This window comes from Mycobacteroides sp. CBMA 271 (assembly GCF_009729205.1).
Taxonomy (GTDB): domain Bacteria; phylum Actinomycetota; class Actinomycetes; order Mycobacteriales; family Mycobacteriaceae; genus Mycobacterium.
Window position 1 is genome coordinate 94,472 of sequence record NZ_VTHB01000003.1, and the last position, 20,432, is coordinate 114,903.

Annotated in this window: 19 protein-coding genes; 8 read left to right on the plus strand and 11 right to left on the minus strand. The window is 64.1% G+C overall.

The features are described from left to right. The first annotated feature begins 24 nt into the window (after positions 1 to 24). Together FZI91_RS09115 and rsmA are read left to right on the plus strand one after the other, a co-directional pair. Positions 25 to 1,152: a resuscitation-promoting factor gene (locus FZI91_RS09115; protein ID WP_155938716.1), complete on the plus strand. Its 1,128-nt coding sequence runs from the start codon at positions 25 to 27 to the stop codon at positions 1,150 to 1,152. After that, complete coding sequence (gene rsmA, locus FZI91_RS09120) at positions 1,149 to 2,012, plus strand: 16S rRNA (adenine(1518)-N(6)/adenine(1519)-N(6))-dimethyltransferase RsmA (RefSeq protein ID WP_155938717.1); 864 nt, start codon at positions 1,149 to 1,151, stop codon at positions 2,010 to 2,012. The genes FZI91_RS09115 and rsmA overlap by 4 nt, the downstream gene beginning before the upstream one ends. Positions 2,013 to 2,093: 81 nt before the next feature. Here rsmA and FZI91_RS09125 read toward each other — a convergent pair whose 3' ends face one another. Together FZI91_RS09125 and FZI91_RS09130 are read right to left on the minus strand one after the other, a co-directional pair. Further along, on the minus strand, positions 2,094 to 3,554 hold the full coding sequence (locus tag FZI91_RS09125) for an amino acid permease (protein ID WP_162525485.1): 1,461 nt from the start codon (positions 3,552 to 3,554) through the stop codon (positions 2,094 to 2,096). Positions 3,555 to 3,630: 76 nt separating this feature from the next. After that, a complete protein-coding gene (locus tag FZI91_RS09130; RefSeq protein WP_155938719.1) occupies positions 3,631 to 4,428 on the minus strand; it encodes a serine/threonine-protein kinase in 798 nt (265 codons plus the stop codon). Positions 4,429 to 4,631: 203 nt separating this feature from the next. On the opposite strand from FZI91_RS09130, the gene FZI91_RS09135 reads away from it, so the two are divergent. Beyond that, complete coding sequence (locus tag FZI91_RS09135) at positions 4,632 to 5,090, plus strand: DUF1003 domain-containing protein (RefSeq protein ID WP_243733963.1); 459 nt, start codon at positions 4,632 to 4,634, stop codon at positions 5,088 to 5,090. A 17-nt stretch (positions 5,091 to 5,107) separates the two neighbouring features. Here FZI91_RS09135 and FZI91_RS09140 read toward each other — a convergent pair whose 3' ends face one another. Then, entirely contained in the window at positions 5,108 to 8,026 is a 2,919-nt protein-coding gene (locus FZI91_RS09140; protein WP_155938721.1) for an RND family transporter, read from the minus strand. Then, positions 8,023 to 8,445, minus strand: coding sequence for an MmpS family transport accessory protein (locus FZI91_RS09145; protein WP_155938722.1), 423 nt, complete (start codon positions 8,443 to 8,445; stop codon positions 8,023 to 8,025). Before FZI91_RS09145 ends, FZI91_RS09140 begins: the two co-directional genes overlap by 4 nt. 222 nt (positions 8,446 to 8,667) lie before the next feature. On the opposite strand from FZI91_RS09145, the gene FZI91_RS09150 reads away from it, so the two are divergent. Next, positions 8,668 to 9,330: a TetR family transcriptional regulator gene (locus FZI91_RS09150; protein ID WP_155938723.1), complete on the plus strand. Its 663-nt coding sequence runs from the start codon at positions 8,668 to 8,670 to the stop codon at positions 9,328 to 9,330. Here the strand turns inward: FZI91_RS09150 and FZI91_RS09155 are convergent. Continuing rightward, on the minus strand, positions 9,327 to 10,217 hold the full coding sequence (locus FZI91_RS09155) for a helix-turn-helix domain-containing GNAT family N-acetyltransferase (RefSeq protein WP_155938724.1): 891 nt from the start codon (positions 10,215 to 10,217) through the stop codon (positions 9,327 to 9,329). The genes FZI91_RS09150 and FZI91_RS09155 overlap by 4 nt on opposite strands. Positions 10,218 to 10,300: 83 nt before the next feature. On the opposite strand from FZI91_RS09155, the gene FZI91_RS09160 reads away from it, so the two are divergent. From FZI91_RS09160 to FZI91_RS09170, 3 genes are all read left to right on the plus strand, one after another. Further along, complete coding sequence (locus tag FZI91_RS09160; RefSeq protein WP_155938725.1) at positions 10,301 to 11,251, plus strand: 4-(cytidine 5'-diphospho)-2-C-methyl-D-erythritol kinase; 951 nt, start codon at positions 10,301 to 10,303, stop codon at positions 11,249 to 11,251. 288 nt (positions 11,252 to 11,539) lie between these two features. Beyond that, the gene (locus FZI91_RS09165) at positions 11,540 to 13,189 is read left to right on the plus strand and encodes a fatty acyl-AMP ligase (protein WP_162525451.1); all 1,650 of its coding nucleotides are present in this window, start codon (positions 11,540 to 11,542) and stop codon (positions 13,187 to 13,189) included. Between the two features lie 5 nt (positions 13,190 to 13,194). Further along, on the plus strand, positions 13,195 to 13,569 hold the full coding sequence (locus FZI91_RS09170; protein WP_155938726.1) for a hypothetical protein: 375 nt from the start codon (positions 13,195 to 13,197) through the stop codon (positions 13,567 to 13,569). A 157-nt stretch (positions 13,570 to 13,726) separates the two neighbouring features. Here the strand turns inward: FZI91_RS09170 and FZI91_RS09175 are convergent, their stop codons facing one another. The 6 genes from FZI91_RS09175 to FZI91_RS09200 form a co-directional block, all read right to left on the minus strand. Then, a complete protein-coding gene (locus FZI91_RS09175) occupies positions 13,727 to 14,749 on the minus strand; it encodes a beta-ketoacyl-ACP synthase III (RefSeq protein ID WP_155938727.1) in 1,023 nt (340 codons plus the stop codon). A 65-nt stretch (positions 14,750 to 14,814) separates the two neighbouring features. Next, on the minus strand, positions 14,815 to 15,381 hold the full coding sequence (gene pth, locus FZI91_RS09180; protein WP_162525486.1) for an aminoacyl-tRNA hydrolase: 567 nt from the start codon (positions 15,379 to 15,381) through the stop codon (positions 14,815 to 14,817). Positions 15,382 to 15,405: 24 nt separating this feature from the next. Next, positions 15,406 to 16,053: a 50S ribosomal protein L25/general stress protein Ctc gene (locus FZI91_RS09185; RefSeq protein WP_155938728.1), complete on the minus strand. Its 648-nt coding sequence runs from the start codon at positions 16,051 to 16,053 to the stop codon at positions 15,406 to 15,408. 156 nt (positions 16,054 to 16,209) lie between these two features. Further along, positions 16,210 to 17,082, minus strand: a complete 873-nt coding sequence (locus FZI91_RS09190; RefSeq protein WP_162525452.1) for an oxidoreductase — start codon at positions 17,080 to 17,082, stop codon at positions 16,210 to 16,212. 10 nt (positions 17,083 to 17,092) lie between these two features. Then, entirely contained in the window at positions 17,093 to 18,385 is a 1,293-nt protein-coding gene (locus FZI91_RS09195; RefSeq protein WP_309224040.1) for an MFS transporter, read from the minus strand. A gap of 17 nt (positions 18,386 to 18,402) precedes the next feature. Further along, positions 18,403 to 19,572 carry an NAD(P)/FAD-dependent oxidoreductase gene (locus FZI91_RS09200; RefSeq protein WP_155938730.1) on the minus strand — a complete coding sequence of 390 codons (1,170 nt, stop codon included), beginning with the start codon at positions 19,570 to 19,572 and terminating at the stop codon, positions 18,403 to 18,405. 168 nt (positions 19,573 to 19,740) lie between these two features. Here FZI91_RS09200 and FZI91_RS09205 point away from each other — a divergent pair, with 168 nt between their 5' ends. After that, positions 19,741 to 20,391: a metalloregulator ArsR/SmtB family transcription factor gene (locus tag FZI91_RS09205; RefSeq protein WP_155938731.1), complete on the plus strand. Its 651-nt coding sequence runs from the start codon at positions 19,741 to 19,743 to the stop codon at positions 20,389 to 20,391. Positions 20,392 to 20,432: the final 41 nt, after the last annotated feature.

Genomic DNA, 20,432 nt, shown 5'->3' on the forward strand with positions numbered 1-20,432 from the left:
AAATGAACGCAGGAATCGCCCCTCGTGAATGCACTGACGAAGCTCAACGCAACGCGATCACCCTTGCTACGCGCCCTTGTGGCCGCGCTGCTGGTGGTGATCGGCGCGGGCGGCGGCTACGCCATCGCTGCGCACAAGACTCTTACGCTCAACGTCGACGGAAATGCGATGACGGTCACCACCGTCAAGTCGCACGTGTCCGACGTTCTCTCCGATTACGGATACGCGCTCTCCGAGCGTGACGACGTCGCCCCCGCCAAGCACGATTCGGTGCGCGACGGCGACACCATTGTTCTCAAGCGTTCCCGGCCGCTGGAAATCTCGGTGGACGGCGAAGGAGGCCAGCAGGTCTGGACCACCGCGACCACCGTGAACGAGGCGCTGTCGCAGCTGTCGATGACCGATACCGCACCGACCGCCGCCACCCGCGGCAGCCGCCTCCCGTTGGAGGGTATGGCGCTGGCCGTGGTGAGTGCCAAGACCGTGCAGCTCAACGACGGCGGCACGATCAGCACTCCGCGGATCGCCGCACCCACCGTCGGCACGCTCCTGGAGGCCTCCGGTAACCCTCTACAGCAGTTCGACACTGTCGAGCCTCCCGCGAGCACCCCGGTGACTGCTGACATGCCGATCACCGTGACTCGCATCCGGGTCAGCCAGGTGACCGAGCAGGCCGCTCTGTCGCCGACGCCGCAGAAGATCGATGACGCCAGCATGAACATGAGCCGCTCCGTGGTGGAGGATCCGGGCGCGCCCGGATCGCAGAACATCGTGTACTCGGTGCTCTCGATCAATGGTCGTGAGACCGGGCGCATGCCGGTTTCCAACAATGTGTTGGCGCCCGCCCGCGACTCGGTGCTGCGGGTTGGAGCCAAGCCGGGCACGGAGGTGCCCACCGTCACTCGCGGCTCGGCCTGGGATGCCTTGGCGTCCTGTGAGGCCGGCGGCAACTGGGCCATCAACACGGGCAACGGTTTCTACGGTGGTGTGCAGTTCGATTACGGCACCTGGCTGGCACACGGAGGCGACAAGTACGCGCCTCGCGCTGACCTCGCGACGCGCGAGGAGCAGATCGCCATCGCAGAGAAGACGTTGGCAGTGCAGGGTTGGGGCGCATGGCCGGTGTGTAGCGCGCGAGTCGGTGCCCGCTGACCATCAGGCTGCTCGGCCGTACCGAGATCCGACAACTGGCCAGGGATCTCGACTTCCGACCGACGAAGACGCTGGGCCAGAACTTCGTTCACGACGCCAACACCATTCGCCGCATCGTGTCGGCATCCGGTGTGGGCAAGGCTGATCACGTTATTGAGGTGGGGCCTGGTCTGGGCTCGCTGACGTTGGGGCTGCTTGACAAGGGCTGCACGGTAACTGCGGTTGAGCTGGATCCCGTGCTGACGCGGCGGCTCCCGGCCACCATCAAGGAACACTCACACAGCGAGTTCAACCGGTTTTCGGTGATTCATCAGGACGTCTTGAAGCTCACCCCCGCCGACATTCAAGGTGAGCCGACGGCGATGGTGGCCAACCTGCCGTACAACGTCGCGGTGCCGGCGCTGTTGCGCATCCTGACCGAATTCGATTCCGTGAAGACCATTTTGGTGATGGTTCAGTCCGAGGTGGCCGACCGGTTGACCGCCGAGCCCGGTTCGCGGATCTACGGTGTGCCGAGCGTCAAGGTGCGCTACTTCGGCAAGGTGAAGCGTCTGGGGACGGTGTCCCCGGCGGTGTTCTGGCCGATTCCGCGGGTGTACTCGGGTCTGGTGCGCATCGATCGGCATCCGGATGCGACGTGGCCCTCCGACGCCGAGTTCCGTCGTGAGCTGTTCGAGCTCGTGGACATTTCGTTCGCTCAGCGCCGCAAGACATCTCGTAACGCGTTCGCCGAGTGGGCGGGCTCGGGCGATGAGTCTGCGCGTCGGTTACTGGCCGCCAGCATCGATCCGGCACGTCGCGGTGAGACGCTGGATGTTGCCGATTTTGCGCGGCTCCTGCAGCGTTCCGAGGCTGTCTAGCGCTCTCCGCACTTCCGCGCCGCGCGTGCGGATTGTGTTGGCTTCGGTGCGAATTTCCAAAGAAATTCGCACACTCGATCTCTATTTGTCGCCGAGATTGGGTGGGTCGTCCATCATGGGAGTCTCCGCGATCACCGGATACTGCCCGGTGTAGCCGACCCGTTCCTGCGCGAGGGCGAGCACTCTGTCCTTCGACAGGTACCAGCCGATGATCAGTAGCGGCGTGAAGATCGCCAGAGCCACTAGGTTCCAATAGTTTTCGTAACACATGAGGAGTAGGACCAGGGCGAGGAAGGCGAGCGTGACGTAGCCCGTGTAGGGAGCGCCGGGCATCTGGAACTTGCCGCGCCGCAGGATGCCACGCTGTGACCACTGGTACAGCCGTAGTTGGCAGATGACGATAGTGGCCCAGGAGGCGATGATGCCGAGTGCGGCCACATCCAGGGCCGTCTCGAATGCCTTTGCCGGGATGAGCATGTTCATGAACACGCCGACCACGGTGAAGCATGCGGTCAGTGCGATACCGGCAAAGGGCACACCATTGGATGTCATACGTGACAACAGCTGTGGCGCACTGCCGTTCATCGACATGGAGCGCAGAATGCGCCCGGTGCTGTACAGGCCCGCGTTCAGGCTCGACAGCGCGGCGGTGAGCACCACGAAGTTCATGATGTCACCGGCGTAGGGCAGCCCCACCCGCGAGAAGAATGTCACGAACGGGCTCTCGCCCTCTTTGTACAGGGTGTACGGCAAGAGCAACGCCAGCAGAATCAATGAGCCGACGTAGAACACGGCGATACGGACGACCACGGCGTTGATCGCCTTGGGCATGACCTTGTCGGGGTTCTCGGTCTCGCCGGCCGCGGTGCCCACCAGTTCCACCGAGGCATAGGCAAAGACCACCCCGGAGGTGACGACCACTAGTGCCAGCAACCCGGTAGGGAAGAGCCCGCCGTTGTCGGCGAGTATCGAGGGCCCGGTGGTGGCCCCCTGAACGGTGAACCGTCCGGCAAGGAACACGATACCCACGATCAGGAAGGCCACCAGTGCAACGACTTTGATGAGTGCGGCCCAGAACTCCATCTCGCCGAACAGCTTGACGCTGATCATGTTCATGGTCAGCACGATCACCAGGGCGATGAGCGCAATGGTCCATTGCGGAATGGCCTTGAAGGAGCCCCAGTAGTGCATGTACAGGGCGATGGCGGTGACGTCCACGATCGAGGTGGCCGCCCAGTTGACGAAGTACATCCACCCCGCGACGTATGCGGCCTTCTCCCCGAGGAATTCGCGTGCATATGAGACGAACGAACCGGAGGAGGGACGGTGCAGCACCAGCTCGCCCAGCGCCCGCAACATGAAGAACACGAAGATGCCGCACACGGCGTAGACGAGCCACAGGCTCGGGCCCGCCTCGTGGAGGCGTTTGCCCGCGCCCATGAACAGGCCGGTGCCGATGGCGCCGCCGATCCCGATCATCTGGACTTGCCGGTTCTTCAGGCCCTTGTGATAGCCCTCATCCTCGCGGGCGAGGCCGGACATGTCGTAGTTAGCCGGGGGGGCCGTTGACGAGCCGCTCGCGCGAAGACCATCTGCCATGGGGCGACGGTACCGGGGATTAGGTCACCGCGTGTGTCAAAAGTGTTATGAATTCCGTGCATGTCGGGTATCGGCTTAACGGATCTTTGGCCATGGCCTTCGCGACGATGGAATCGAAAGCGCGGGGGATGTGCTTATGCCGGTAGGAGATAGGCCAGGGCGTGGCGTTGAGATGCAGATCGACCAGTTTCATGGCGGTGCGCGCGGTGAACGGCGGTTTGCCATCGAACAGTTCGACGGCGGTGCAGGCCAGGGCGTACTGGTCGGTCGCGGCGGTGACCGGCTGACCGCGAAGCACCTCGGGCGCGGCGTAGGGCAGGGATGTCTGCACGACGGGTCGGCGCGGTCCGTCCGCAAAGGAGAGTTCCTGCGCGATGCCGAAGTCGGTGAGTACAGCGCCGCCGGAGCGCGCGCGCATGATGTTGGACGGCTTGACATCGCAATGCACGACCTGTGCGTCGTGGATATAGTCGAGCGCTCCGGCGATCTGTTGTAGGGCAGTCAGTTTGATGGGGATGATCCAACTTTGATCGGTTCCCACCAGGTCTTTCGCCGAGCCGCCGTCGAGCGCCTGCATGGCCAGCCAATCGTCACCGCATTCATAGACCGTGACGATGCGGGGGTGTGAGAACTGTTGGGCCAGCTCGAATTCTCGGTGCAGACGGTTGATGTCCTCCGGGTTGCGGTGTCGTGGGTTCAACACCTTTAGAGCCACCTGCTGAGTGTCCTTGTGCGCCAAGAACACCTGGGCCGTGCCGCCGCGACCCAGTAGGGTGTCGACGACATAACCCGCGACGACATCGCCTGGTGTTGGCATGGCAAAAGGGTGCCACGGGGCGAGGGCTGGCGGGTTGGAATGTCGTGAGTGGCGTCGGCGGGCCCGACGGTGTTGATTCGCTCCCATTCAAGCAAATCCACGTTGAAGAGGTGTTTTCTTCCTATTCCTGTGAATGACCTGGGAATTGGCGTCACGCGTCGACCGAGTCCATCGGCCCTGGCACACTTGCGCGAGACCACCACATGACCGAGGGGCACACGATGGAATGGCAGCGGCATTGGCACAAACACCCGGCGGTTCGTACGGGGGACCAACTGACCCTCGGTGAACGCGCGGCCGATCACATGCGTAACAGCATGGGTTCGTGGCCTTTCGTGTTCGGTTTCGTCGTGATCATGATTGTTTGGGCGATCGCGAACAGTGTGTTCTATCTAGGCGGAGCCGAGGGCGAGCACGGATTCGACCCGTATCCCTACATCCTGCTCAACCTCATTCTGTCGATGGTTGCGGGACTACAGGGGGCAATTCTGCTCATCGCTGCCAAGCGTTCCGATCAGGTCAGCTCGGAGCTGGCGATGCACACGTACGAGAACACCACTCAGCTCACCGAACTCTTGCAAAAGGTCGACGACCTCACAACTCAGATCCACCGGCACATCTGCACAACGGATGGGCAGAAGGCTCCAGACCCGGTCGTTTGACGAGACAAGGCGAATGCCTACCGAGTGGGTACGGGAATCTCCCCAGTCGAGTCGTCATCAGTTGATCCCGAGCCAACTCGAGCGAGCGTTCTTGGTGGAGGCAGCGGTCTTTCGCGTACATTCAGTGGCCACCAGAACCACCGGCCCAATAGCGTTGCGATGGCCGGCGTCATGAACGATCGCACCACCAGGGTGTCGAACAGCAGACCCAGGCCGATCGTCGTACCCACCTGGCCGATGATGGTCAGGTCGCTGATGGCCATGGCCATCATGGTGAACGCGAACACCAGGCCGGCGGAGGTCACCACGCTGCCGGTACCGCCCATGGCCCGGATCATGCCCGTCTTCAGGCCACCCGGAATTTCTTCCTTCAGCCGAGAAACCAGCAGCAGGTTGTAGTCGGAGCCCACGGCCAGCAGCACGATGATCGCCATTTGCATGACCATCCAGTGCAATTCCTTGCCAAGGATGTACTGCCAGATGATCACCGACAGGCCGAACGATGCGCCCAGGGACAACAGCACGGTGCCGACGATCACCAGCGAGGCGACGAAGCTGCGGGTAATGAGCAGCATGATCAGGAAGATCAGGCACAACGCGGAGATGCCGGCGATCAACAGGTCGTAGCGAGCGCCGTCGGACATGTCCTTGAATGTCGCTGCGGTGCCACCTAGTTCGATCTTGGCGTCCTCCAGCGGCGTGCCCTTGACCGCCTCGACAGCCGCCATCTTGATCGGCTCGATATGTGAAAGCCCTTCGGGCGATGTGGGATCGCCGCGGTGCGAGATGATCATGCGCAGTGTCTTGCCATCGGGGGACAAGAACATTTTGAGGCCGCGCTTGAAGTCGGGGTTGTCGAAGATCTCCGGCGGCAGATAGAACGAGTCGTCGTTCTTGGCCTTGTCGAAGGCCTTGCCCATGGCGGTCGAGTCCTTGCTCGTCTCGTCCTGCAGGTTGTACATGCCGGCCATGGTGCTGTGCATCGTCAGCATCATCGTCTGCATGGATTCCATGAGCGGGATCATGTCGCGCATGTCCTCAACCATTTTGGGCATCAGGACATCCATCTTGTCCATGGTGACAATCATGCCGTCCATGGTCTCGGTCAGCTCGTCGATCTTGTCCAGCACATCAAAGATCGAGCGGAACGCCTGACAGATTGGGATGTCGAAGCAGTGCTTCTCCCAATAGAAATAGTTCTTGATCGGCCGGAAGAAGTCATCGAAATTCTCGATGCTGTCCCGCATGTCGTGGATGGTGCCCTGCAGGTGGTGCATATCGCCGACCATCTGGTGCATGACGCCGGTCAGCTCGGTCATGCTGGCCAGCATCTTCTTCATGGTGCCGACCATGACACCCATTTGATCGGCCTGGACCTTCATGTCCGCCATCCGGTCCTTCATCAGCTTCAGGTTCTGAATCTGGCCGACACCTTGGGCGCTGATGAGGAACGGGATGGAGCTGTGCTCGATGGGGGTGCCCTGCGGGCGGGTAATCGCTTGCACGCGTGCAATTCCGGGCACGCGGTACACGGCCTTCGCGAGCTTGTCGATCACCAGGAAGTCCGCGGAATTGCGCATATCGTGGTCGGATTCCAGGACGAGCATTTCCGGGTTCATCCGGGCCGGGTCGAAGTGTCGGTCGGCGGCTTGGAATCCCTGATTGGCGGGGATGTCCTTGGGGATGTACTTCTTGTCGTCGTAGCTGGTCTTGTATCCCGGCAGGGCGGCCAAGCCGATGATCGCAATGGCCATCGAGGCGGCCAGGATAGGGCCGGGCCAGCGGGTGATGGCGGCGCCGATGCGGCGCCAGCTGCGAATGCGCATGGCGCGCTTGGGTTCGAACAGCCCGAACTTGCTGCCGATGGTGATCAGCGATGGTCCGACGGTGAGGGCCACGGCCACCGCGGTCACGACGGCAACGGCGCACGGCACGCCCAGGGTCTGGAAGTACGGCATGCGGGTGAAGCTCAGGCAGTACATGGCGCCCGCGATCGTCGATCCGGTGCCCAAGATGACATGTGCGGTGCCATGGAACATCTCGTAGTAGGCGGCCTCGCGGTCCAGCCCGTTGACCCGTGCTTCCTGATATCGCCCGATCAGGAAGATCGCGTAGTCAGTGCCCGCCGCGATGACCAGCACCACAAGGAGATTCACCGCGAACGTGGAAAGCCCGATGATGTGGTTGTCGCCGAGTACCGAGATCATGCCGCGCGCGGCGCCCAGCTGGATGCCCACCATGAGCAGGACCAACAGCACCGTGAAGATCGATCGGTAGAAGAACAGCAGCATGACGATGATGACGAGGAAGGTCAGCCCGGTGATCTTGATCATGCTGCTGTCGCCGGCGTGGCCCATGTCGGTCTGGAGGGCGGCGGGGCCGGTGACGTACGCCTTGAGACCGTCCGGCATCGGCTTCGGATTGCCGTGCTCGTCCGTTGTCAGTTTCTTGACGATGTTGCGGACGGATTCGATCGATTGGTTGGCGAGAGTCTCGCCCATGTCGCCGGAGAGGTTCACCTGGACGTAGGTGGACTTGCCGTCGGTGCTTTGTGCACCGGACTCGGTGAGCGGATCGCCCCAGAAATCCTGAACGTGTTGAACGTGTTTGGTGTCGGCGCGCAGCTCCGACACCATGTGGTCGTAGAACTTATGGGAGTCGGGGCCCAGGGGTTTGTCGCCTTCGAGCACGATCATGGCGACGCTGTTGGAGTCGGACTCCTGGAACAGCTGCCCCATGTTCTTCATGGCCTTCATCGACGGCGCGTCGGAGGGGCTCAGCGAAACCGCGTTCTCTTGACCCACCTGTTCCAGCTGGGGTGCCGAGAGGGCGAGGATGACGACGACTGCTATCCAGCCGATGATGATCGGAATCGACAGGCGCCGAATCCATTTGGCTAGGAAGGTGGGCTCACCTTTTGCGTGCGAGCCGCTCATGCGGACTTCACAAAGCAGTAGACGTAGGCGCTCACCTCGTTGACATACCTCTCATCTTTTTTCTCATCATTGGCGCTGATGCGGCAACCCAGACTGTCGGCATTACGCGTCTGCGCCAAGATGTTGCCCGTCATGGACGGCGCCGTGGTGATGATCTCGATGGACCACGGTAGTTGGGCCCCGTTGATCTGGTGGGGCTCCCCTTCTTTGTCGATGTAGTTGATGTCCGCGACAGTGCCCGGGGGGCCGTAGATCTCATAGACCACGTGTTTGGGCTTGGAGTTGTTTTTGTCATCGGTCATGCTGCCGGCATAGGTGGGCATCTGTTGAGAACCGAAGATGCCGCGAATCCGCCATACCGCAAAGCCGGCGATGGCCAGGACAAGCACCATCACTACCGGAATCCACGCCCGCTTCAATACGCTGAGAATCGCAGGACCCCTTCACCCGTTGCTGTAATACAGATCGCTTGCCGCGGACTAGCTGCACAACGAGTGCTTCACGCAGGACATCGGGGTGAACCGTCGGGCCTGAAAGCGTATGAAGCATTCATTTCTTAACGCATGGCATGTGCGTTACGGACAACTTACCAGCGGGTCCATTGGGCCGCAAGTCACACGCCGTGCGTTATCTTGAGATGGATGACACACCTGGGTTTCCGGCGCGCACGTTCCGAGGAGAACAAGCGCCAACGTGCGGCGACGATCATGGAAGCCGCGCGCTCGCTTGCGCTGGAGACCGGTGTCGCGTCAGTCACCCTGACCGGTGTGGCCACTCGAGCCGGGGTCCACCACTCCGCGGTACGCCGCTACTTCAGCTCGCATAAAGAGGTGCTGCTGCGACTGGCGGAGGAGGGGATGGCTGAGCTTGCGGATGCTGTGTGTGCGTCGCTGCGCGACGGGCAGGAGCGATCACCCGCTGGTGTTGCCGACGTGTTGTCCGGTGCCCTCATCGCGTCACCGCTGCTGTGCGACCTCTTAGGCAGTCAGCACCTGCACCTTGAGCATGAGGTGGAGATCGACCTTGTCAACGAGTCTCACCGCGCCAACAGGGCGGCGGCGATGACGATGGTCCAGGCGATCGTGCAATCGGCGCCCGAGTTGGAGCGGGAGAGTGCCCTCGACATCGTCACCGCGGCCTTCGCGTTGGCCGCGATGTTGTGGCAGTTCACCCATCCCCCGGAAGGGCTCGAACACGATTTCTGCGAGGAGCCCGGCTTTCCGGAGGACTGGGACACCGACTTCGGCAGCACTCTGTCCCGGCTGCTCACGGCCACCTGCACCGGGTACGCAAAACCGTCCTAGGAGCTGAGCCGCTTCTCGAACCAGTGGTGCGCGTATTGCTCGTCGTTGAATGCCGAGATTTCCCGGTAACCCGCCGAGCGGTACATGGCGATAGCCTCGGTGAGTGCCCGGTTGGTATCCAAGCGAATCATGTTGGCGCCGTGCGATTCTGCCTGTCGTTCGAGTTCTGCGAGAATTCGTTTCCCGAGTCCCATGCCGCGGACCGTGGGTGAGATCCATACGCGCTTGATCTCGGCGACGCCTGCGCCGCCGTGCATCTTGAGCCCGCCGCAGCCGACGGGTTCCTCGTGCAGGGTCGCCACGAGAAACAGCCCGGCGGGTGTGGAGAGTTCGACGTCGCCGGCGGGGAGCGTCAGCGCTGGGTCGAAGCCGCCGGAGAATCTGGCGGTGATTTCCTCGAAGTACGCGCGGATGCAGTATCGGGCTTCGGGGGAGCGGGTGTCCATGACCGCGACCCGCACCTGCGAGGCCACGAAGAGTCGTTCGACCTCGGCCATGGCGTCGGCAAGTCGCGTCCGCTGATGCGCGGTCAGCGGTTCCAGGATCGACCGCGCCAGGTCATCGGAGCGGCGGTCGAGTTCGGCCAGCTCGTCGCGGCCAGCGTCGGTGAGCCGTGCAGTGCGCACCCGGGTATCGCCGTCGGCGGCACTCACCTCGATGAGCCCGGCGCCTTCGAGCGCCCGCAGCAGCCGGCTCAGGTATCCCGAGTCCAGGCCCAGGCGGGCGCGCAGCTCGCGGATATCGCACCCTCCGGCGCCGATCTCCCACAGCACCCGCGACTGCCCCAACGGGCGATCCCGCGCCAGGTATTCGCTCTCGAGAACTCCTATTCGCTGCGTCACGGTCCTGTTGAAGCTCCGCAGGCCGTCGACCAGGGCGTCGGTCATTTATCTGACTTTAGTCAGAGAAAGCCGCGATGTCACTGTTGTCCGGTGGGTAGCGGCCATTCACGTCGCCAGAACGTACCCTCATGGGCGTGTCTGAGACCGTCTCCGATTGGGTGCCTACTGGCGCGGTGACCGTTCGGGCGCCCGGCAAGGTCAACCTGTACCTGGCCGTCGGGGATCTGCGTGACGACGGCTACCACGAGCTGACCACCGTTTTTCACGCGGTTTCGCTCTCCGATGACGTCACGGTGCGGGATGCCGATGTGCTGTCGGTCGACGTCGTCGGGCAGGGCGAGGGGACGGTGCCCACGGACGAGCGCAATCTCGCGTGGCAGGCCGCCGAGCTCTTCGCCGACCATGTGGGCCGCGCCCCCGACGTCTCGATCTTCATCAATAAGGACATCCCGGTCGCGGGTGGCATGGCCGGCGGGTCGGCCGATGCGGCAGCCGTATTGGTCGCGATGAACGAACTGTGGCGGGCGGGTGTGCCACGCCGCGATCTGCACCAGCTGGCCGCCCAACTAGGCAGCGATGTGCCGTTCGCGTTGCACGGAGGAACCGCGTTGGGCACCGGCCGCGGTGAGAACCTGGCCACCGTGCTGGCCCGCAACGTCTTTCACTGGGTGTTCGCATTCGCCGACGGCGGGTTGTCGACGCCCGATGTGTTCCGGGAGATCGATCGTCTGCGTCAGAACGGCGATCCGCCACGGCTTGACGAGTCAGATGAATTACTCGGGGCGCTCGCCGCCGGTGATGCGCGCCGGCTAGCACCGCTACTCGGCAACGAGCTGCAGGCCGCGGCGGTGAGCCTGAACCCCGACCTGCGACGCACCTTGCGAGCAGGAGAGGCCGCGGGTGCTCTGGCTGGAATCGTGTCCGGATCTGGCCCTACCTGCGCGTTCTTGTGCACCTCCGAGACCGACGCGATCCAGGTGAGCGCGGAGCTGGCCGGTGCCGGTGTGTGCCGGACGGTTCGGGTGGCCAGCGGGCCTGTGCACGGCGCGCAGGTGGTGCAGGGCCGCTCGGACGGGTAGAGCCCGCTGAGCCGTCAATTCATGCCGGGCGGCTGAGCCGGCTGACGTCTCGTGTCGACACGCCGAGCGCCGCGACACGCCGGACATCAAGGCCACACTAGGTTTGGTCGTTCATTAAGAAAAGCCTAAGATGCTACCGGACCATAAGAAGGCACCCGGACTGTCACCTGAACGATATGAATCCGCTGCTAACGGGCCTGCGCGCGCCTACCGTGCGTCGCGACCCTGGTGGCGGACCATCCGATAAGAAGCGTGACACGCCCACGTAGGCCGAGGCAGGGAGAAACTGTGAGCAGGTTTACCGACGAGCTGTACGCCAATGCGCTCTCCAGCAGCAAGGGCATGGTTACCGGCGATCCCGACACTCCGGTTCGGCACACCTGGAAGCAGGTGCACGAGCGCGCCAAGCAGCTCGCTGGCGGGCTGGCCGCCGCAGGCCTAGGCCCCGACGACGCGATCGGCATGTTGGTCGGTATGCCCGTCGAGATCGCCCCGGCGATCCAGGCTGTCTGGATGCGTGGCGCCTCGCTGACGATGCTGCACCAGCCGACCCCGCGCACCGATCTGGCGGTGTGGGCCGAGGACACCCTCAAGGTCGTCGACATGATCGGCGCCAAGGCCGTCATCGTGTCCGCGCCGTTCGATGCCGCCGCCCCGGTACTGGAGGAAAAGGGTGTCATCGTCGTCCAGATCAAGGATCTGTGGGATGCCGATCCGATCGAGCCCGTCGAGGCCGACGAGGACTCCGTCGCGCTCATGCAGCTGACGTCCGGATCCACGGGTTCCCCGAAGGCGGTGAAGATCACCCACCGCAACCTGTACGCGAACGCGCACGGCATGTACGTCGCCTCCAAGTACAAGCCCGATGTCGACGTGATGGTCAGCTGGCTGCCGTTGTTCCACGATATGGGCATGGTCGGCTTCCTGACGGTGCCGATGTTCTTCGGCGCCGAGCTGGTGAAGATCACCCCGATGGACTTCATGCGCGATGTTCTGTTGTGGGGCAGGCTGATCGACAAGTACAAGGGCACGATGACGGCCGCCCCGAACTTCGCGTACTCGCTGTTCGCCAAGCGGCTGCGTAACCAGGCCAAGCCTGGCGACTTCGACCTCTCGACTCTGCGGTTTGTGCTCTCCGGCGCCGAGCCGGTGGACCCGGCCGTGGTCCACGACCTGTGTGACGCCGGAAAGCCGTTCGGGTTCAAGCCATCCGCGATGGTGCCCGCCTACGGTATGGCGGAAACCGCTCTGGCCGTGTCCTTCTCGGAGGTTGAGGCCTCGGGCTTGATCGTCGACGAGGTCGACGCCGACCTGCTGGCCGCGCTGCGCCGCGCCGTGCCCGCCACCCGCGGAAACCTGCGCCACCTGGCGACGCTCGGGCCGCTGCTGCCCGGTATCGAGGCCCGTGTCATTGACGATGAGCTGAATGTGCTGCCCCCACGCGGCGTCGGTGTCATCGAGCTGCGTGGCGAGTCGGTGACCCCCGGGTACATCACTATGGGGGGATTCCTGGCGGCGCAGGACGAAAATGGTTGGTACAACACGGGTGATCTCGGTTATCTGACCGAGCGGGGACACGTGGTGGTGTGTGGTCGCGTGAAGGACGTCATCATCATGGCGGGCCGCAACATCTACCCCACCGATATCGAGCGTGCCGCCGGACGTGTCGAGGGTGTGCGTCCCGGGTGTGCCGTCGCGGTGCGCCTGGAGGCCGGTGTGGATCCCAAGAATCAGCGCGAGACCTTCGCGGTTGTGGTGGAATCCAATGCGTTCGAGAACCCCGAAGAGGTGCGGCGCATCGAACAGCATGTTGCCCATGAGGTTGTTGCCGAGGTCGATGTGCGTCCGCGCAACGTAGTCGTGCTCGGGCCGGGCAGCATCCCGAAGACCCCGTCGGGCAAGCTGCGCCGGTCGACGTCGGTGGCGCTCGTCATCTAACGGCGATGCTGCTGCTTCTGGCGCTGATCGGCGGTGCGATATGGCTGGTCGTACATCTCAGTAACCAGGGTTCCAGGAACGCGCAGGCCCGCCGGGCGATTGCTCATCACCAATGGGCGCATGCGGTTCAGGTCTGTGCGTATGACCCGCGATTCCAGCTCGCATACATCGCAGCGATCATCGAGTCGTACCCCAATAAGGGAACCAAAGCGTGGGTCACCTGGTACGGATCGAATGTTCAGCAGGATGCCTGGATTCCGCTGGCCTGGCCTATGCCGGGTAACTGGCTAGTGGTCAGTGGAAGCACCGGCTACGGGCCGCACCACGACAACCCGAACACGTTCTTCGTCGAGCAGGTCCACGACATCATCGCGTTCTGACGCTGAGCCGCGCTGCTTCGGGACGTGTCCGCGGCCCGCAGTTGCAGCCCGCGTGCGGTGAATAGTGCCGGGACGAACGGATTCGGCAGCATCACTTGGGTATTCGTGGTTGGTCCAAGGGAATTCGAGCTCGGCACCACCGTGCTGCTCGACGGAATTACTCGAAGGGCACCGGTGGCATCTTGACCACCTGCGCGGCATAGCTGAGCCCGGCGCCATAGCCGATGAGCAGCGCCGTGTCGCCCGGCTTGGCCGCGCCGGTGGACAGCAGCGTCTCCATGGCCAACGGCACCGATGCCGCCGAGGTGTTTCCGGTGTGCTCGATGTCGTTGGCAATTACCGCATCCGGGCGCAGATGCAGGTTCTTGGCGAGCAGCTGGTTGATGCGGGTGTTGGCCTGATGCGGGACGAAGACGTCGATCTCTTCCGGCCCGACCTTCGCGGCCTCCAGGGCGCGCTGACCCACCTTGCCCATTTCAAATGCAGCCCAACGGAATACCGAGGTGCCTTCGATGCGCAGGTAAGGCCGCGGACCCTCCGGGTCGGGCGCTGCCGCGAAGTCCATCCAGTCGATGTCCTGACGAATGGCGTTGGCCTGGCTGCCGTCGCTGCCCCACACTACGGGGCCGATGCCCTGTTCAGCTGTCTCGCCGACGACAACCGCGCCGGCTCCGTCACCGAAGATGAAACAGTTGCCTCGATCGGTCATATCCAGTGCGGGAGAAAGCTTTTCCGAGCCGATTACCAGCACCTTGCTGGCACTGCCGCCGCGGATCATGTCGCCGGCCACGCCCACCGCGTACCCGAATCCCGCGCAGCCGGCGGACAGGTCGAATGCGGGGACCCCCTGGGCCCCCAGTGCGGTGGCGACGGCCGGGGCGGAGGCCGGTGTCTGGAAGTAGTGGGTGCTGGTCGCGACGATCACCGCGTCAATCTCGGCGCCGGTGAGCAGCGCGTTCGCAATCGCCTTGCGTCCGGCCTCGATGGCCAGGGTTTGCGCAGATTCGTCGGCGGCGGCGAACCGACGGGACTTGATACCGGTGCGGGTGTAGATCCACTCGTCCGAGGACTCGATGTGCTCGCAGATCTCGTCATTGGTGATCACGCGTTCGGGCCGGTACGCCCCCAGGCTGAGCAGGCCGATCTTGTTGACGCCGGTGATCTCCGCGATGTCGGTCATGGACAGACCATAGCGGGCACATCCGGGCGTCTAGCCTGGGGCTGGACGGTCTTCGCGCGAGCGCGTCATCCCCAGGCGTGCACCTGATTCTGCGCGGGCTCAAGGCCCAGGCGGATCAGGAGCTCGGTCGCATCGACGCCCTGCTCACACAGCAGCGGGACCTGTTCGGTCTCCGTTTTGCTGAAGTTCTCCAGCACGTAGTCCGCCGGATCCTTGCGCCCGGGCGGGCGCCCGACGCCCAGGCGGACCCGCAGGTAGTCCTTGGTGCCCAACGACTGCGACACCGAGCGCAGCCCGTTGTGGCCGCCCTCGCCGCCGCCGATCTTGAGCCGCACGGTGCCGAAATCGAGATCCAGCTCGTCGTGCATCACAATCACGTTCCCCGGGGGCACCGAAAAGAACTTGGCCAACGCGGCCACCTGCGGGCCGGAGGTGTTCATGAACGTGCGCGGTTTGGCCAGGTTCACTGCCCGGCCGCCGAGACGAATCGTCGTCGCCTCGGCGCCGGACTTCTTGTGCGGCTTGAACGTTGCACCGTCCTTGGCCGCCAGCAGATCGGCGACCATGAATCCGAGATTGTGTCGCGTCTTGGCGTAGGTCGGCCCGGGATTGCCCAGGCCGACCACCAACACGGCATCGTCGGATAGCGGCACGAACTACTCTTCCGTGGAGCCCTCGGCGGCCTCGGCGGCAGGCGCCTCGGCACCCTCGCTGCCGCCACCCTCGGACTCGAGATCGGCGGCGGACGGTGCGGTGACGACGTTGACGACAAGCGTCTCCGGATCGGACACCAGCGACACACCCTTGGGCAGCTCGATAGAACCTGCGGTGACCTGCGTGCCGGCCTCCAGGCCCTCGACGGACACGGTGAGGCTCTCGGGGATCGAGAGCGCCTCGGCCTCGATCTCAAGGGTGTTGGCGTCCTGGGTCACCAGGGTGCCGCTCGCGGCCTCGCCCTCGATGTGGACGTTCACCTCGACGTGGACCTTCTCGCCCTTGCGCACGACCAGCAGGTCGGCGTGCACCAGGTTGCGACGGATGGGGTGAATCTCGATGGTCTTGGTGAGGGCCAGCTGCTCGCGTCCCTCGATGTCCAGGGTCAGCACCGCATTGGTGCCGGAGTTACGCAGCACGGCCGCGAAATCGCGGGCCGGCAGGCTCAGATGCTCGGGGGCGGTGCCGTGGCCGTACAGCACGGCCGGCACCTGGCCGTCGCGGCGAGCGCGACGTGAGGCGCCCTTACCGGTGTCCTTACGGACGGTGACGGCGATGTTATTGCTAGTGGAGGCGTTCTTCTTGGACATCTGGTCAACTCCTTGCGTCTGGTGAGGCACGGCGCAGGGAGGACATCACGATGATGCTCATAATCCCGTCGATAACGGTGGGTAAGGACCCACCCTCGCCGTGACAGCCCGCTCAGAGTAGCCGAGCACGAACCCGAAGGCCAATCAGCGCGGGCGTCAGAGAGGAAACGAGACCCCGGTGAGCTGCTCGGACAGCTCCCAGAGGCCCTTGGCGCTCTCGGCATCCTGGGCTCTGCGACTGCGGCCCACCGGCTTGGGATAACCCTTGGCTTCGAACGGTCCGTCTGGCCCGATGTAGGTGTCACCCGGCAGGTCCTGGGACGTGGCGTACAGCGCCGGCAGCGCGCCGTGCGCGGCATCCTGGGCGAAGATGTTGCCGGTCTTCAAGGCGATGTCGAAGATCGGGTTTCCGCTGTGTGACTGCAGCTCGGTGGCGGCCACACCTGGATGAACGGTCAGCGCGCGGACCGATGATCCTGCCGCGCTCAGGCGGCGCTGCAACTCCTTGGTGAACAGCAGGTTGGCGAGCTTGGAAGCTCCGTACGCCCCTGCGCGGGTGTACCCGCGGCGCTCGTAGTTGAGGTCGGCGAGGTTGATCTTTCCGGCGCGATGCGCGACGGAGGACACCGCGATCACCCGGTCGGTGATCTTGGGCAGCAGCAGGTTGGTGAGCGCAAACGCGCCGAGATGGTTTGTGCCGATTTGGCTTTCGAAGCCGTCGGCGGTCTTGGCTTGCGGCACCATCATGATGCCGGCGTTGTTCACCAGGATGTCGGCTCTGTCGACGCTGTCGGCGAAGGCACGCACCGAGGCCAGGTTGGCTACGTCGACTTGACGCAGCTCGGTGCTTCCCTTGATCGACGCCTTGGCTGCGTTGCCTTTCTCGGTGTTGCGCACTGCCATGATCACGTGCGCACCCACGCGGGCCAGCTCACGCGCGGTTTCCAGACCGAGTCCGCTGTTGGCCCCGGTGATGATGACGGTGCGGCCCTCGAATGACGGCAGCTCGGCAGCGGTCCATGTGGTCACGGGAGCGACCCTAGGTGCTGGAGCCGCCGATCACCAGGCTCGGGTATCCGCCCGCTGCCACGGGCGGATCCTGTTCCGCCCATGCGTGGGCATACAGCGAGCAGCCGAAGACGACGAAGCTGGCGGCGATCAGCACGGAGCGCCAGACCCGCATCGGCCGAATGACGGTCACCCAGTACGCCATCGCCAACACGCCCGCCCCGAGGGCGAGCCAGCCGAAGCCAACCGCCCCGACGACGAGCCCGGACAAGAGCCCCGCCAGCGCACCGGCCACCGACATCGCGGCGTCTACGCGGCCTTGGGTGCGCGGCCGGGTCTGGTCGGTAGCGGCATCGGTGACGGCGGTGCTGCCCGCGACTACGCCCAGGCTCCAGCCCCATCCGAGGAGAACCAGTGAGATGACGGTTCCGGCTAGTGAATGTCCCGGTGCGGCGACGGCAGCGCCGGCGGCCGCGGCGAGTACTAGAGCGGCGAGCTGTCCGACCGATCGCGAACCAAAGCGGTCGACCAGATAACCCGATAACGGGGCCGGTAAGTACATCGAAGCGATATGCAACGAGATGGCCAGCCCGGTGGCGGAGAGGCCGAATCCGTTGTGACGCATATGCACCGGCGTCATCGTCATTATGGCAACCATGACCGCTTGGGCGCCGCAGATCGTGACCGCTCCGAAACGCACTCCCGGACCTGTGGCGTGAGCGGGCTCCTCGACGGTGTGCGGCGCATGCGCGCGCGGAACCTTCGGTAGCGCGGTGATGACGATCAACGCCACGATGTAGGCCCCGCCCGCCAGCATGAACGGGCCGGCCATGACGGGTAGGTGCGAGCGCGCGGCGATTGCTTCGGCGGCGGGTAACAAGGCGGGGCCGAGGAGCACTCCCACCGAGGTAGTCATGAGGACCACGCTGATGGCGAAGGCCTGACGTTTCGGCGGGGCGAGATCGGCCCCCGCATATCGTGCCTGCATGGTGGCGGCGCTGCCCGCTCCGTACGCGGCCAGGGCCAGAAGAAGGATTGGCGCGTTCGCCGTGGCTATCGCGACCACCGCCATCAGGCTTCCAATGGCCGCGGCGCCGTAACCGAATGCCAACCCGATACGCCGGCCCCACCGTTGCGACAAGCTGCCAACAATTGCCGCGGCTACAGCGGTGCCGGCCGTCGCGGCGGCATTGGGCAAGCCTGCCAAAAGCTCTGTCCCAAAAGTTCTTTGCGAAAGTAGCGCGCCGACCGTGACTCCCGCCGCCAGGCCGGTCCCACCGATCAACTGCGAGACGAGCAGAACCGTCGCGGCTCTGCTCGTCACGAGTGGGCGGTGACGTGTCAGCGTTGCCACCGGTGGATCCATTCGGATTCCTCGCGCTGCTTGCGTTCATGGAGTTCTTCGGACGGCTCGGACAGCAGGAGGCGTGGGGCGGGGAGGGCGAAGAAGTCGATATGTGCCAAACCGGAGCGGTGAGCGCCGACCTCGACAAAGCACTCGCCACGGCCATGGAACAGATGGTCGCGGTCAGACAGATCGTCGCTCAGATGGCCGATGATCTGTGAAGCAACCGCTGCGGCTTGTGATTTGGCGAATGTGGCGGCCTTGGGCACGAGTTTTCCCGAGGGGGCGGTGACTGAAGCGATATCGCCGAGCGCCCACACTCCCGGCCAGTGCGTCTCAAGCGTCGCGGGGTTGGCCGGAATCCACCCGCGGTGATCGCCGACCGCCAGCGCGGGTTCGTGTGGTGGGACGAATACCAGAAGATCGAATGGCTCGGTGACGCCGTCTGCGAAGAGAATCCGCCGTTCGTGCGGGTGTATGGCGGTAGGTGTCCGACTACCGTGAAACCCGATGCCCGCGGCTTCCAGCATGGTGATCATCTGCGCTCCCACGACCGGGCCGGCGGAGACCAAGGGATGGGGCTCGGGTGTGTAAAGGTCGATAGCAACGTGATCCCGAATACCGGCCTCCGAGAACAGGTCTGCGGCAAGCAAGGCGCCCTCGACGGGGGCCACCGGACATCGGTACGGGGTGCTCGTCACGAGGAAGATCACCCGGCCGTCGGTGAACGAGTCCAGCGCGTGGTGCGCCTGCCTTGCCGCGTCGGGCGCGTAGAAATGCACGGCGTTGCCCGACTCGTACGCTTCCGGCAGTCCAGGGAGAAGTCCGAGGTTGTTGCGTGCTCCGGCCGCGATCACCAGGGCGTGGTACTCGAGATCCTCGCCGGTATCCAGCATGACGACTCGACGTTCGGGATCCACCGCTGCGACCGCGGCGCGGATACGGTCGATGCCGTCCAGGGCCACGGCCGATGGCGTCACGGCGACCTCCTCTGGCCTCCGCCAACCGCGCATGACCCAGGGCAGGGACAGTCCCTGGGTATGGGAGCGGGCTTCGTCGACAAGGAGTACCTGATGGCCCAGGGCTTGCACATTGAGGGCATTCAGTTCTTCGATGACGCTCAGGCCGCCGATTCCGGCACCGATCACCACGATTGTCTTAGGCATGGATGATGTCGTCTCCTCGTCGATGTGTCCGCGTGCGCATCGATGACCTGGTAGGCCTATCGATGAGCGGGCGGCGGGTCGGGTAGGCCGAAGGCACATTTCATGCGAACCTCCGACGAGCCGCCCAACGCATTGATACCATATTCCAAGGATGATTGGAAGATACTTATGACCAGCCCACTTCGCCGTTCTCTGCATGACCAGGTAGCCAATGTGGGTAAGGGCTTGGCGAACGGAAAACGCCTGGAGATTCTGGAGCTACTGACCCAGGCGGAACGTTCCGTGGAGGCGATCGCGGGTTTGACCGGGTTGGGGATCACCTCCGTGTCGAGCCATCTGCAAATCCTCAAGCACGCTGGGCTGGTGGTCGCCCGGCGTGAAGGCGTGAAGGTCTTTTATCGGATCAGTGGTCCCGAGGTGGCCGCGCTGCTGGTGGCGACTCAGGCCGTCGCCCATCAGCACATCGCCGCGGCTACCGATGCGGCGCGCTCGCTGCTTGGTGATGACGTCGAGGCGATCAGCCCGGACGAGCTGATCGAACGCACGCAGAAGGCGGAGGTGATCCTGCTCGATGTGCGGCCTCGGGAGGAGTTCGAGGCAGGGCATTTGGACGGCGCCATCAACATTCCGTTGGGGGAGCTCAGCGAGAGTCTCCGGGACCTCCCGCCTGATGCGAACATCGTCGCGTACTGCCGCGGGAGGTACTGCGCCCTGGCTCCGGAGGCGGCGCGCATGTTGGCCATGCGTGAACGCAGTGCCGCCTACCTCACCGAAGGCATGCTCGAATGGAATGCCAGGCAACGCGGTCTGGATTCGTGACGGATGGGGGCCTCTGCATGGACCGTGCGGGGTGAGAAGCT